General features: G+C 60.2%; 4 protein-coding genes. 3 read left to right on the forward strand and 1 reads right to left on the reverse strand.

Features of this window, described 5'->3' with window-relative positions:
• Positions 1-162: 162 nt before the first annotated feature.
• The 3 genes from QYQ93_RS06415 (at position 163) to QYQ93_RS06425 (ending at position 9,032) form a co-directional block, all read left to right on the forward strand.
• The gene (locus QYQ93_RS06415) at positions 163-1,584 is read left to right on the forward strand and encodes an amino acid permease (RefSeq protein ID WP_043050126.1); all 1,422 of its coding nucleotides are present in this window, start codon (positions 163-165) and stop codon (positions 1,582-1,584) included.
• Positions 1,585-1,729: 145 nt separating this feature from the next.
• Positions 1,730-3,748: a M3 family metallopeptidase gene (locus QYQ93_RS06420; RefSeq protein WP_338476557.1), complete on the forward strand. Its 2,019-nt coding sequence runs from the start codon at positions 1,730-1,732 to the stop codon at positions 3,746-3,748.
• 109 nt (positions 3,749-3,857) lie between these two features.
• The gene (locus tag QYQ93_RS06425) at positions 3,858-9,032 is read left to right on the forward strand and encodes a dermonecrotic toxin domain-containing protein (protein ID WP_338476558.1); all 5,175 of its coding nucleotides are present in this window, start codon (positions 3,858-3,860) and stop codon (positions 9,030-9,032) included.
• Positions 9,033-9,140: 108 nt separating this feature from the next.
• Here the strand turns inward: QYQ93_RS06425 and QYQ93_RS06430 are convergent, their stop codons facing one another.
• Positions 9,141-15,578: an NEL-type E3 ubiquitin ligase domain-containing protein gene (locus QYQ93_RS06430; RefSeq protein WP_338476559.1), complete on the reverse strand. Its 6,438-nt coding sequence runs from the start codon at positions 15,576-15,578 to the stop codon at positions 9,141-9,143.
• Positions 15,579-15,607 lie beyond the last annotated feature (29 nt).

Consider the following 15,607-nt stretch of genomic DNA (forward strand, 5'->3'; position numbering starts at 1 on the left):
TGTCGGTAGCTTTTTATACTGCACGCCCGCTGACCTGCCCGGTTCCTACGGCCAGGCGGGTCTGTCCACAAGGCAGGCCCGGTCCAGCCGGTGTATCAGGCCATCCGCCGATACGCTTGAGGCTCAGTGGCTAATCCAATAACAAAATGAGGTTGTACCCTTATGCCAGTCGGCAACCCACTGCCCCATGGCGAGACCGCTCAAGGCGGCCCGCTCAAACGTGAACTCGGTGAACGGCATATTCGCCTGATGGCCCTTGGCGCCTGCATCGGTGTCGGCCTGTTCCTCGGCTCGGCCAAGGCCATCGAAATGGCCGGCCCGGCGATCATGCTCTCCTACATCATTGGCGGCCTGGCGATCCTGGTGATCATGCGCGCCCTCGGCGAAATGGCGGTGCACAACCCCGTCGCCGGCTCGTTCAGCCGTTATGCCCAGGACTACCTCGGCCCGTTGGCGGGCTTTCTCACCGGTTGGAACTACTGGTTCCTGTGGCTGGTGACCTGCGTCGCGGAAATCACCGCCGTCGCCGTGTACATGGGCGTGTGGTTCCCCGATACACCGCGCTGGATCTGGGCCCTGGCAGCACTGATCAGCATGGGTACGATCAACCTGATCGCGGTCAAGGCTTTCGGTGAGTTCGAGTTCTGGTTCGCGTTGATCAAGATCGTCACCATCATTGCCATGGTGATCGGCGGCGTCGGCATCATCGCCTTCGGCTTCGGCAATGACGGCGTGGCACTGGGTATTTCCAACCTTTGGGCCCACGGCGGTTTCCTGCCCAATGGCGTGCAGGGCGTGCTGATGTCCCTGCAAATGGTGATGTTCGCCTACCTGGGCGTGGAGATGATCGGCCTCACCGCCGGTGAAGCGAAGAACCCGCAGAAGACCATCCCGAATGCCATCGGCTCGGTGTTCTGGCGCATCCTGCTGTTCTATGTGGGCGCTTTGTTCGTGATCCTGTCGATCTACCCGTGGAACGAAATCGGCACCCAGGGCAGCCCCTTCGTGATGACCTTCGAGCGCCTGGGCATCAAGACCGCCGCCGGCATCATCAACTTCGTGGTGATCACCGCCGCGCTGTCCTCCTGCAACGGTGGCATCTTCAGCACCGGGCGCATGCTCTACAGCCTGGCGCAGAACGGCCAGGCGCCGGCGACCTTCGGCACCACCTCCAGTAACGGCGTACCGCGCAAGGCCTTGCTGCTGTCGATCTTTGCCTTGCTGCTGGGGGTACTGCTCAACTACCTGGTGCCGGAAAAAGTCTTTGTCTGGGTGACCTCGATCGCCACCTTCGGCGCGATCTGGACCTGGGTGATGATCCTGCTGGCCCAGCTCAAGTTCCGTAAGGGCCTGAGCCCGGCCGAGCAGAAAGCCCTGAAATACCGCATGTGGCTTTACCCGGTCAGTTCCTACCTGGCCCTGGCGTTCCTGGTGCTGGTGGTGGGCCTGATGGCGTACTTCCCGGACACCCGCATTGCGCTGTACGTGGGCCCGGTGTTCCTGGTGCTGCTGACGGTGTTGTTCTACGTGTTCAGGTTGCAGCCGACCAACGCTGGTGATGGAGCGGCGCTCAAGCAGCCATGAGCCACTGAGCGCGCCTGTGCACGCAAATGTGGCGCCTTAGGGGCGTCACATTTGCGTGTCGGTGCGCCTACCTATCTATTCCTCCCTGCGGTTATTCACTCTTTAGGCTGGCTGTTCCGACTGCCATTTTTCAAAGAGTGACCCCATGCCCGACACTAATCCCCTGCTGCTGCCCTATGATTGGCCGCCGTTTTCAGCGATCCAGGCGCACCACCTGGTGCCCGCCATTCAACAGATCATCAGCGAGTGCCGCAGTGTCACCGCTTCGATTATTGCCAGTCAGGCAGCCTTTCCCACCTGGGATGACCTGGTGCTGGCCGTGGATGAACTGGAAGCGCGCCTGGATGGTTTTGTGCACGTCCTCACGCTGCTTGACTCCGTCCCCCAAGGTTTGGCCTGGCAGCAGGCATCAACGCGTAGTCAAGCGATGGCAACACAGTACAAAGCCGAGCTGGCAGGCAATGGCGACCTGTATCGGCTTCACCGACAACTGGCCGCCAGCCCTATAGCCGCGCTGTTCAGTGAGCAACGCCAAAGCGCGCTGCAAAAAAAACTGCGCAAGTACCGCGTGGCCGGCCTTGAGCTGTCACCGGAAAAGCAGCTGCAGCTCAGTGCGTTGAACCAAGACATCGACGTCTTCAGCCAGGCATTCCTGGACCGCGTGAAAAACGCAAACGATGCATGGCGCAAGCATATCCTGGACGCGTCAGTGTTGAGCGGATTGCCTGATTCAGCTCAAGCACGCATGGCGAGCGCGGCTACGGCGGCCGGTCTGCAAGGCTGGTTATTGACCCTGTCGGAGCAGTCCTTTCGCGAGGTGATGACTTACGCCGATCATCGAGGCTTGCGTAAGGAAATCATGCTCGCGTACTACAGCCGTGCAGTGAACAGCGACCCGGAGGCGATCGCCGATGACAATGAACAGGTGCTGACAGCGCTGCTCTATAGTCGTCACCAGAAAGCGCAACTGCTGGGTTATGCCAATTTCGCTCAACTGGCACTGGTGGAGCAGATGGCAGGCACGACGGAGCAGGTCAGCGTATTTATTCACCAACAGATCGACCTGGCACGCACAACGTTTACCCACGAGGCACAGCAACTGCAAAACTATGCCGCGCAACGCGGTATCGATGTGCTGGAGCCCTGGGATCACGACTATTTCGCGGAAAAAATCCGTCAGGATCTGGCGGGCATCTCCCAGCAAACCGTGGGCAACTACTTCCCGTTTGAGTGGGTACTGCAAAGGCTATGCGCGTTCGCCAAGACCCTGTTCGGCGTCGATTTGATCGAACAGGCCACGGTCGATATCTGGCACCCGGATGTGCGGGTATTTGAGCTCAGAGAGTACGCAGTACCGATCGGGTATTTGTTCATTGACCCTTATCGCCGCAGTGAGGCGGCGGGGTTTGGCTTCACATCCAGTCTACGAAGCCATCGAATGACAGCTGAAGGACGACCAAAACTGCCCATGGCGGTGCTGCGTACCCAAATGCCGGCCCCGACCACGACCCATCCTTGCTTGATGGATCATTTACAGCTGCGGGTCTTGCTACACGAGTTCGGCCACTGCCTGCAGCACCTGTTGACCTCGGCGCCTTATCGGACGATCTCCAGTATTGATCAACTAAGCCGGGATGCGTCGGAGTTCGTCAGCCAGGTCTTGGAGCAGTTCTGCTTTACACCCTCGTTCCTGATCTGGCTCTCGAGCCATTTCCAGACGGGAGAACCGTTGCCTGACGACATGGCCACCAGAATCAGCCGGTTGATTCACACCCAGACCAGTCAGGAAACCGCCAGGGTCTTGCTCACAGGCCTTGTCGACTTCGAACTGCACCTTACCTTTGGTGACGGGCGTACGCCCCATGAGGTTTTCAGCCAATGCAACGCGCAAGTCGGGCATTTGCAATGGCCGGCTGACGCTCGTCCACTCAATAGCTTTGAACAGCTTATCGACTATGGAGCCAACGCCTACTCCTACAGGTGGTCGGGTGTCCTGGCCAGGCAGGCATTTGAGCGGTTCGAGCGTGACGGGCTGTTCAACCCCGAGACCGGGAAAGCCTTTCGTGAAGCGTTCATCACTCAAGGGGACACCGGCACATTGTTAAAGTCACTGGCGCTTTTTCGGGGTGAAGGCGACTCCTGCGCCGAGCACTCCGAGGCATGACGCTTCGTTGTATATATAGCGCATCGGCGCAAGCCTGAACTGCCAGAGTGATCCTCCCGGATCACTCTGGCAGTTCATCCAGCAGCCAGGCCTGCATGGAGCGCACTTGATGGCTAGCGATAACCTTCCGTATTTTTTCCGCGAAACCCAAACCGACCGTACACAACTGACCGAGCGCCAAAGCACGCGCCACTTCACGCTCCAGGACCTCGACTGGCTCGACACTGTCTATCTGGCCACTGATGCCTTGCGCCAGGCACAGAAAGCGCCCATGCATGTGCACACCCTGCACCTGAGCGTGCCCGATAAACAGCCGATTGAACTGGCGGGCGCGTTTGTCATGAGCCCCGCCCCAGGCGCAGGGGTATTTCTCTACACCCCTGCTCGAGGCCTGGAAAAGCTGGAAAGCCATCGGGCACTCAAAACCCAATTGGCAACCTGGCTGAAGGATCCCGTGCAGCGCCAACCGTTGCTTGATTACCTGTCCATTACCCAGCAAGCGCAGCTGGCGTCGCAGACGAGTCTGAGTATTTCCACCCAAACCGTGGCTGGGGCTGTCTTCGAAGCACAGCAAGCGACCCTTGCCAACAACCGGCTTGAAAATGCCTGCCTGATGCGCAAGGAACTGCTCAAGCTGCCCAGTTTCACGTCTTTGCTGGATGAATACATCGCCGCACAAATGGCCCAGTCCTTCGCAGGTATCGACCAGCGCCAGACTCAAGTGCAGAGCACCCTCGTCGATACTTCCAGCTCCTCGGGTGGCACCGCTACGCCAGCGTCCCGACACACCACCATGCGTTCCCTGCATGAAACCGTGTTGATGTATTTCGTCGCCAACGGCTGGCCAAGGGGAGAAACCCGCCATTACTCCAACCCCCAGCGATTGACTCAGGACGCCGATGATCAGTTGCGTTGGGAAACCTCAATCCAAGGGCTGGCCCGGGGGCTCAGCGCATACATGCTGCAGCAGCCCAAGTTGTTCTGGCAGCAACCGGCTTCGACCGGAATGACGCGACAGCAGTTGTTTATCCAAGCGATGTTTCATGGGTTTCTCACCGTCCTGCTGGACCAGCAACAGCAAGGCATCATCTCGCCTGAGCAGCGTCTGCAACTGCAGGCGCTGCCGCTCAAGGCCGACCCTGGCGCGATCATCATCGCCCCCGCCCTGGCGGTCGATAAAGCTCTGCTGGAGGGGCCGCGACAGCCCTCGACCGAGCTGGCCAGCACTTTGATTATCCGCGATGACAAAAGCGGCGAGGCATCGCTCTGGCTGCTCTATAGTCCCCACATGGGCTTACAGACGTTTACCGAGCTGGACTCACTCAAAGCTCACCTTCTCGGTCACCTGAACCCCCAGCAGCATCCCACCGCCTGGAGAAACTATCTGTCCAGGCTGGAGCGCGCCAGCGAAGTCGACCTGCAAACCAGCGACATCGCCCACGCGCCCATCACCGGGTGCATTTTCCAAAGCCTTCTGGAAGGCATCATTCAAAAGCAAGGACGCAACCTTGGATATGCGCTGGACCAGTATCGCCTGAGCCAGGGCACCCTGGACCTCGACGCGCTGGTCGACCATGTGCTGGATGTGCGCGGCATGGTTGATCCAGCACTATTGACCCTCGAACCCATGGGGCGCTGGAGTACACAGTTGGCGGCCAGCTGGACGGCGAGTGCGCTGCAACCGAGGATTCCACCAACGCTTCTGGCGATGCGCACCACGGTGTATTTGCTCGAAAACGTCGCTGCCGAAATCGAGCAGCAACGATCGTCGCGGCCCTCGCTGGAACGCTCGGCCATAACTTATCTTAATACCAGACTGCACAGCCTCAAGCTTGCGCAGCTGCAGGCCGCGTGCCTGTCGGTGCGGTATTACAGCCGCCCCTCGAGTGCCACCGGACAACCTCAGCTATTGTCATCGAGCAGCATGGTCGAGCATTTCCTGGCGCGCTTATGTGGCGAGGCGGGCCCACTCACCGACTCGCCGGACACCCAGTTCTATTCGACCGCGCCAGACAAAACCGCCAGCAAGATCCCAGGCCTGGAGGTCAAGACCTTCAATCATCTGATCGAAACGGCCATGGGCGGTTTTACCCAGTATCTGCGTCGGACCCACAGCCTTTACCCCAATATGGAGCCGGTGCTGAAAAAAGCCATGGAGATGGGCCTGATCGCAGAAATGCAACTCAGGCTCTGGAACAACGCTGTGTTACCTATCGACTACGAAGTGCTCTCGAGCGTGCTGGGTATCTACGCCAGGGACCTGCGCCTGAGTGTCAACGGGTTCCGTCCTGATGCGTTTTACTTGAAGGTAGCGATCATCGGGCAAGCGACCTCGCACGCCCTCAAGAACTGTTTCGTGTTGACCGAGCGTGGTGGGCTGGACCCTCAATATTCGGGGCGCATGCTGCTATGGACGCCCGCATTGGGGCTGGAAGGTTTCGGTTCACTAAGTCAGTTCAAAGCTTCAGTGGATCAACGCCTGGCAGATCCGGTCGAACGCCAGGTTTTCCTGGAAAACCTGGCTCGACCGGACTGGCAGACCTACCCGACCTATGCGCTCAGTACCCTTGAACTGATCGAAGACAACCTTGTTGAGCACGTGCAACGAACCCATGCCCAACAAAAAGACCTTGAACTGGCACACATCCTGTCGATGCAGCTGTCGGTCCAGCAGTTGCACAAGCTATGGCAGGTTCAAGTCACGCAAAGCCTGGCGCCCACCAATGTGCAGCGGGCCATGGAGATGGCCCAGTCCATGATCGTGCAACAGGGCCTGCAGTGGTTGGGCCACGCCAGTGCTGTCGATCAACAGCTCTATGCCGAACTGCTGGAGCAGTATCGAAACAATGTCAACGACAACCAGGATTACCTGCATGGGATCGACTCGCTGGCTCAGTTCACGCGCAAGAAGCTCAGTGCTTTGCTGACAACGCTGTACGACCGCAGCAGCGTCACCCCTGATGAAATCGAAGTGGGTCTGCCGGCCCAGGGCGACACGCCAGCCCGCAATCAGTCGCTGCTGGGGTATGCACTGAGTCATCAATCGTATTGGAAGGATGAGGTGCCGTTCTTCGCCGGTACCGGAACAACGCCGTTGCCCGACACCCTGGATGCGCGCACATTGAAGACTCGGATTCAGGCGCTGAAGATCAACGCAGCTTATCAGGCTTACATCGAGTCCTGCCTGGGCTCTGCCAGTGCGGATTTTGCGCAACGCTCAACGCGGTTCGCCAAGCAGTTGCCTTGGCAATTGATGCAATACGCTCACAGCCTGACGTTGCAAGGCCAGCTTTCACCGACGGCCTTCGGGCTTATCCAGCAGGTCATGGATATGCCGGATGCAACCGCCCGGGCGACCGTGGCAGGTGCCGACGCCATGATCTGTCCCCTGCAGTTGCTGATCGATGCCGGCACGAAAACCCTCAAGGTGCCTGGAGTCTACTTGATCGGTCGTACCGGTGCCGGCAAGACGCCTCAAGTGCTCTATGCGCCTTACAGCCTCGGTCATACCCTCAAGGAATACCGGCATGAGGCCGGACTGGTTGCTGAACTGACGTCACCAGGCGCCTTGAATAGCTGGGTTTTGCAGGTGGCCCAGGCAGTCGACCAGGACGCGCTGGCAGCCGCCCTGAAAGGAAAATCGGTGAGACTGGCTTACAACGCCATCCACATGCCGCTGTTCAAGCAGCTGTTCATCGATAATACCGAGCTGCTGGTACGCTTGCTCGGCTGTCAGAACAAAGCCGACGCGCAGACCGCCTGGGATAAGGTCAAGGCTGTGTTTGCAGAGGGCGTGCAGGCTGCCAGCGTGTTCCTGCCCGCAAAGCTGGCGTATCCCTTGATCGTCTGGCAGAGCTATAAACTGTTCAAAGCCAGCGCCGATGAGCTGCAAAGCCAGAACTGGCATGAGGCACTTGGGCAGTTCATCGCGGGGGTTGCCCTGATCGCGGGCCTGCGGCGCTCCAGCCCCTGGGTGCCTGAGAGCGGCAGCCCGCCGACGCCCGCGCCCAGACCGGCGTTTGCAACCCCGGCAACGGCTGTGGCGTCCTGGCCGGCGCTGGATATAACCGCCGCGCGCCGCACCCGGCTACAAGGTTTTGAAGTCCTTGAGCCAACCTTGGCCAGCCTGGTCAAAGACACCGCGCTCAACCTGTACCGGTCCGCTTCCAATCACGACTACGCCGCCGTGGCAGGGAAAGTCTACCGGATTATCAAGCTCGGCCTGGACTGGCACATAACCGGTGACGCCGAAGTCGGCCCCTTGGTGCACAGCAACACACGACAACAGTGGATGCTCAGTAGCAGCGACCCGTTGCTGACCGGCCGCAGAGCGGTTGCGCGACTGACCAATCGCTTTTACTCAGAGCCATTTGCCCGGCCAAGTATGAATATATTGGCCATCGGCATGCGCGATATTCGCGCGCTTTACGCTCAAGAATCACTGATGATCACTGAGGCGCTGGCAATGGCGACGTTCTATGCGAAGAACGCCGAGGAGAACCTGCGCCTGCTCCAGCAAACGCCCCTTGCGGTGCCTGACGTGGCCGAACAGATCAAAATGTTCTTTGGCTTGCAGACCCTCGAAGCCCGGTATCTGGAAAAAATCCGCGAGGTTGTCGACAAGGTGTGCAATGCGTTGATCGAGCCGTCGCTGACCTCACCGTCTTCGAAGCGATTTGTCATTGGCCGCTCGAGAATGCCCACGCTCACAGGAGCCTACAAGGTGCTGGCCTTCACGATTGTCCCCGATCCCCTCCAATTGCTGTACTTGACCGAGGCGTTTTTCACCCCGGGCTTAAAATACAGTCATCTGTTGATAAAACCCTTCTATATCAATGTTCACGCGCGTGCCACTACCCTCATTCATGAGGTCTCTCATCATGTGTGCGGCACCCTGGACCTGGCTTATGTGCATTCCACCCATCCCTTCCATGACTTGATCGACCCTCAGGTGCCTGACGGCAATAGCACTAAAACGGTGTTGGAAAACCGCCAGTTGTCACGACTGTCGCTCAAGACTCCGATCCATGAATTGTTCCAGGTTGTGGATATCGCCACCGGCCTCAAAACTGATCCGGCCCAGGGCACGTCAACGGCGCCGGTGCTCAATCGACTGCTCGCCGCGACGGGTACGCAAACCCTGAGCGATGCTCGACGTGTTTTCCGGACCGATGCGCTCAAACGCGTCGTCACCGTGCTTAACAACGCCGACTCCGTAGCCTATTTGATTGCACTGGTGGGACGTCGAAAAGCCATACCCATCGGCCCAAGCAATTCGCCCTGAGTCGTAATCCTTATTAGCGGTGCACCGAGCGAGTCTGGCGTGGCTAAACCTGTGGCGAGGAAGCAAACCACCTCGCCACAGGTCGCATGTAGTTGGCTCTAACGTCGATCAGGCATGTTGCAAGGCAGCCTGTGTGGCGAGGGTCAGTTGCCGCACCAGGCGGTTGAGTTCCGCCTGCTCCAGGTCGACCAGTGACTGACGCCGCTCCAGATAGTCTTCCGAACGTTTGTCTGTCAGCTCCTTATCCAACTGTCGCACTTTGTGCTTGATACTGTCCTTGACGGTAGAAAAGGGCTCCGGATGACTCCTGGCCAGGTACTCGATCCAGAATCCTTCCATCAGCAACCATTCCTGCAAGGCCGAGCTTGCTCCGAGCCGACGCAGCTCGGTGCGAGCATCATCGAGCACCGTGTCGGTCACGTAGGTGTCAACGGTGTAGAGCAACTCCAATGGATGAAAGGGCAGGTCGAATTCATCGGCCAACTGGGCGCGCATATAAATAGTCACCTCGGCCGGGTCGACTTCAAGTGCGGCCATTTCCCGAAGCTCAATGAACCTGGCGGAAAACTCATCCAGTTGGTTCAAGTAAAAACGCCCGGTGGCCAATTTCAGCAAGTCCCTGTCGCTCTCGTAGGTACGAGTCTTTGCCTTGGCCTGGTGTATGCGAAGTTCAAGCTCCATCTTGGTGAATGCAAGCAGGACGCTGTCTCCGCAGTCACCGGCGCCGTAGGTATTGAGGCAGACGTTGTTGCGCAGTTCAGTGGAGTCGGCCATCGCCAGCAATAAGGTCCAGACTCTTGTGGTCAGTGCTTGCCTGGACTCGCTGGAGGCGCTGTAGGCATAGGTATTGGGCAGGTCTCGAAGCACTTCGAACACATCATCTGCGTGTACCGATTCATTGGCGCGCAGCTGCTCCCATAGCTGCTTGCGCTTGGGATGTTCGGTCGCTGGCACACCGGCCAGCCACTGGTCTATCTCGTGCGGCGCAGCCGGCGCATGTTGTGGCCCCCGCGCAGCACCGCCCAAGCGGATGCCGGTACTTTGTCTGTATTCGTCGAGCCTGAGCCATGTGTCCGGGCTCAAGTCGTTGCCATGCAGGTAAGTGTTGCGGTTGGTGAGGTGCATGCGTGCGTCGGTATACAGCACAGGGGGCACATGGGTGATGAAGTTATCCTGCAATAGCAGTGCATTCATATTGGGGCGCCGCTCGGCGCCAATCGGCCACTGGGTGATGCCGGTGCCGCGCAGGCTCAAGATCCGCAGGCGGGTCATGGTGCTGACATCCGGCGTCAGCACCAGTGAGTTGCCGTCCAGGTGTAACTCTTCCAGGCGCGTGAGAGACCTGAGGCGCTCGCGGGCCTCGACTGTCAGCCGGATGTCGTTGGAGCTCAGGTCCAGGTGCTCGAGCTGGGTCATATCGGTGATGCTGGTCGGCAGTTCAGTGAGCTGGCAATCGACCTGCAGGTATTTGAGGTTCACGAACTTGCTCAAGAACGCGTTGCCGGTGGCGGGAAACTCATCGGCCATCAGGCGTAGCGATTCAATGTGTTCGAAACCTCGGGTGCCAAGGATGAAGTCGGGGTCGGGCAGGTCGTTGCCGTCCAGTTGCACCACCAGATGGTGGGCGTCGAACAGGCCGTTCTGATACGGAGCGCCGGTTTCGCGACGCCAGGCACGGCGGATCTGCTGGGCGACAAAGCGTCGCCTGCCCAGGTTCAAGCCCAGGGGGTCATCGGCGTCGTTGGCATGGGGGGCATCGGCCCAGCGCGTCAGGCCATGGTCCAGCGCCTGGTATTCGACTTTGCGCCGTTGCAGTTCGATCAACGCGGCCGGGTCGCTCATGCCCAGGTCGTCGATCAGGTCGTGGGCGGCAGCCCGATTGAGGCTGGGGTAGAGTTCGAGCACCTTGCTCACCAGGTCAACCGGTTGCTGGCTGTTAAATGGCCACAGATTGCTCAGCGAGAAGGGGTAGGCGGTGAATGAGGTGTCCAGCGCCATGGGCGGCTGCAACCAGTGGGGGATGTGGGGGATGTCCAGCAGGGCCTTGATGGCGATGCGCTGGTTAAGTGCCGCGTCGGCGATGCTGTTTTGCAGGGGCGCCAGTTCGACACCGCCCAGCACCAGGCTGAGTGCCCCGAGCAGATCCTCTGCCGTGTCGCCGAGCAGTTGCCCCTGCTGGTCATATGCCAGGTAGCGCCCATCGACATTGGCCAGCACCTTGCGCGCGCTGCCGTCCAAGTGCCCGGCGCTGTTGAGCAATGCACCATTGGCATCGACTAAATGGATGTCCAGCCGTGTGTTGGCTGGCCAGCCTGCCGCCGACTTGAGCAGGTGCAGGATGATCGTTTCGCTGTCGGGATTGCGCAGGGTGCGTAGGTACAGGCCTTCAAAGGCCCGGTTGAGGCGCACATCGTTGGCGCTCAGGCGCGCCTGCTCGGCCAGGCGCAGTCCGACCTCGTCGTGTTCATGCAATTGCTTGAGTTCTCGGGGGCTGGCCTGTTCGAGCATTGCGTCGAGGGCACTGCCGGGCAGGTTGGGGTAGTGCTGCCGCAAACGACGTTGCAGGGCCGTGGTGCCATTGCTTTCACTTTGGGCGTAGAGGGTGTCGAACAACTGTGTGCGCTCACGGTGAGCATACTCGGCGATTTTTTTGCCGAGTTTGAACAGACGTTCTTCGAGACTTTCGGGGAGCTCATCCAGCAGAGCGCGGGCCACAGTGTCGTTCCTGACAATGGCGCTCAGCGGTTCGGCGCCGCGACTCTGTTCAAAGCTCATGCGGATGATATTCGGGGCTCTGGCGTTAGCGGCCGGGAAGCTGCGAATGATCTGCCCATCGCTGTCGACCACATGCAGTACATGGCTCGCCGGCCACGTGGGCAGCGCACACGCCAGCAACAATTGCAGGGCGGGCCGGGCATTGCCCTTGGCTGAATAGGTGGTCATGGCCTGGATGAAGGACTCGATCTCACGCTCGATGCGAAAGCGTTTGCTGGTATCGGCCAGCAGCGGCGGTGGCGGCAGGTTGGCGCTGTGCACCTGGCGCAGAGCACTGGGCGGGGTGCCTGTGATACGCAGGATGCGCGCGGCGGTGGGCTGGTCGACGTTGTAGTCCTGGGGGCCCAGGCGATAGAACAAGCGATGGTCGTCCCAGGTCATCGGATTTTCGCTGGACAAGCGCCACGCGCCCAAGCCGTTGTGCTCCAAACGCGGGGTCTGGACCCCGACTTTTTGCGGGTGCTTGAGGCGCCATTTGAGCAGGGTATTGTCGAAGACGACCGGGTACAGCGAGCCGTACAGCGGCACCAGTTGCTGGCCCTGGTATTCGTACAAGCCTTGGGCGTTGGGCAGCAGGTCGGTGGGTAGCACGATGGGCTGTTCGTACTGGGCCAGGGAGTTGTCCAACAAGCTGACATAGCCATCGGGGCTGCGCTGTGTGCTCATCAGGTCGCCGAGAGTCTGGCGCAGGCCCTGGGCGTCGGCGGCCGAGCGCATGCCCAATTGCGTACGCTCATGGGGTTGCAGCACGGAGCCGATGGCCAGGTAGAAACTGTCCGCTGGCGGTGAGACCGGGATGGGCCCGCCGTTGCGCATATCGTAGGCTTGGTAGCGGCCTTCACCGTAATGCAGCAGTTCTACTGTGGTGTCGTTCGGCCCGCTGGAGACGTAGCGGTCGGCAGGTGCACCGTTGTTCATTTCGGTGACCACGAAGTGACGGCCCAGGGTTTTGCGCACCAGGCTGGAGGCGAATTCCCGCGCCCACTGATCGGTGTCCTGGTGGTAGGCCCGAGGGTGGTAGAGGCCATCTATCACCGCGTCGATGCGCAGGGCAGTGCGCTGATGTTCCAGGTGTCGCTGCACGCTGGCGGGTAACTGACCATGGCTGAGAAACTGGCTTTGCTGCGCCGCGGTGAGTGGCGTTTGCACTAACAGCTGTTGCAGGTTGGCCGGAGTCAGGGGTGGGTACAGGTCATGCAGCTTTTGCAGCAGCGGGGTCACTTCCACGAGGGGCGACGCGACTTTGATCGGCACCAGCTCGCTGGCACCATCGGTGGCCGGGACCTGCTCGCGTGCCTTGCCGGCGTGGCGGGTCATGGCGCTGAATAACTCAATTTGCCGGGCCTTGGCCAGGGCACTGATTTGCACGCGCACGCGCGCAATGCGCTGGGCGAGGGTCAGGTGCGCGCTGCCTTCCTTGCCCAGGGTGGAATCAGCGGGTTGCCCGGCCATGATCAGTTCGAACAGTTGTTCCTGGCGCGCTACGCCCTGGGTGTTGTCGCCGAAGGCCAGGTAGGTGCCGTCATCGCGTCGGGTCAGGTCGATGAACTGGACTGCCGGTGGTAGCTGGCGGCTACCGGCATAGGTCTCCATAGGGGTGCCCGCCTGGTCGTGAATGCGGATGGCGCAGTCCCGGGGCCAAGTCTCCAGTTGGGTCAGCAGGCACAGCACGCTGCTATCGGCATAAGGCGGCATATGGCCGCGACGGTGGAAGTCGTGGATCAACTGCTTGATGACCTGGTCGACTTGCAAGCGGCGCACACTTTCGATCAGGTTAACCGGCGCGGGTTCTCCGGCCCAGATCCGGTCTAGGGTGGCGCGGGTGGTGGAGGTGCTGCGCAGCATGCGCTCCATGGCAGTAGAAGGCACGGCGCTTGAGCCGTTGGGTAGCATGCGCTCGGCCAATTGCACATCAGACAAGGTGTGGGCGCCTTGCAGGTCCAGGGTCCAGGCTTGTTGTGCCGGGTTGAAGATAATCGGTGGCGCGAAGCTGGCGCCATTGTGTTGTTTGAGGACAAAACGCTGGGACTGCGGGTCGAGTTGCACTTGCACCACTTGGCGCTGCTGGTCCTGTATCAGCCACACATATTGATTGCCGTTGACCTGATAAACGCCCTGGGGGTTAGCGACCTGACCGTTGAGCAGGTGCTGGTCGAGGGTGGCGAAGGGGCTGATATCGGGTTTCCACAGTTCGAATTCACCGTCGGCGCGCTGCACTTTGCGCGGGTTGCCCAGGCGTTGCAGCAGCCCTTCCATACGCAGGCGATGCACGCGGCCGGCTGTAGAGATCAGCAGGCCATTGACCGCCAGGTCGGCGACATCGGTCAGGGCGGCGGCGAAGTTGCTGGCTTCGCCCTGGGCTGCCTGGGTGATCCCGGCGACCAGGCTATAGCTGAGGCTGCCAAATACCACGGCCTGCATGATCCGGTTCAGGCCGGTAACGCCACCTGGTATGGGCGTGAGCAGCAGTTGCAGGACTTCATCGGCCACCGCGGCGGCGCCGTCAATTACCGCTTGCAAGTCGCGCTCGGAGCGGGTGGTGGCCAGGGTCGACAGATTGGCTTGGTAACGCTGTACCTGGCGCGCTGCGAAAGCCTGCACCAGGGTCTTGCCCGGCCCGGATTGCGGGTCGTTGGTAAACCGAAGTTGATCGACGGTGCGCTCCGGGAACCAGTGATGGAAGGTGTCATACAGAAACCCTGCCGCCGGGCTGAGGCCCGTAGGGCGGGACTCGTCGCTCAACAGTTGCTTGAAGGCGTGCATCTGCGACATGGGCAACTGTCGGGAGAACCAACCCAAGTCGCGGTTGCGCTGGCCAAGCTTGAGGTCGGCCAGAAACTGCGCGCCGGCGGCCTTGGCGTCGGTGTGAAAATGCAGGGCGCCACCGGGGCGAAACGGAAAGTAGGATAGTACGCCGAGGCTGGCTACCCGGATCAACAGCAGGGGGAGCGGCACCGCAGTTTCATAGGGTCCGGTTTGCATACTCAGGGTGTCGAAGCCCAAGGCCGGACCACTGCCGTCGATGGCCTGTACCAGTTGCTCGTGGAGTGCCCAGGTGACACCGGTACTGGCGCGGTTGCGATAGGCTTCCAGGGCTTCGAAGCGCAGGCATGCACGGGCACTGGCCTGAATCAGTGCCTGGAGGGTCCCGCCCGGGCCCAGGACGGTCTCCAGGCGGTTTTTCAACTGGCCGCCCAGGTCCAGTTCGCGGCTGATGGCGATAAAACGCTGCACATTCAGTTGCTGCTTATCCACCCCGGTGAGGTAAGTGGAGTCGACGAAACTATGCCCCGTTTTGTGTTTCACCTCGGTGGCAAAATCGAAGTTCAGGCAGGCAGCGTCCCATAGCGACATCGTGGATATATGGGCGCGGTACATCCATTCATCAAAGGCGCGCCGAAAGCGCTGTCCGGCGAGCGGCAAGATGTCGCTGGTGCGCGGCTCCCATGGCTGGGGCGCACCGACGTCTTCCAGGTAGCGGGTGTGCAGGAAAATCGCCTCGGGGTCCAGCCCACCGAGTTTGCTGCGCAATTGCACCAGCCCGTCGGTCTTGAAGGCATCAATCAGCTCAGTGTTGGCCTTGTCCACTGCGTTGAGGGCATGGAGGGCTTCACGTTGCAGCCGGACATAGTCCTGCTGTTGGCTGGGGGTGAGGCTGGCGAGGGTGCGCGTGAACGTCTGGCGGATAAATTCCAGGGCCTGCTGCCGGGCCCAGGATTCATTGGACTGCAGGTTACCCGACAGTCCGTTGAGCAGTAGATGGGTAGCCAAGTGCTGTTCCTTTCACAGTGAAGTGGAAG

It is taken from the genome of Pseudomonas khavaziana (genome assembly GCF_036704165.1).
Classification (GTDB): Bacteria; Pseudomonadota; Gammaproteobacteria; order Pseudomonadales; family Pseudomonadaceae; genus Aquipseudomonas; species Aquipseudomonas khavaziana.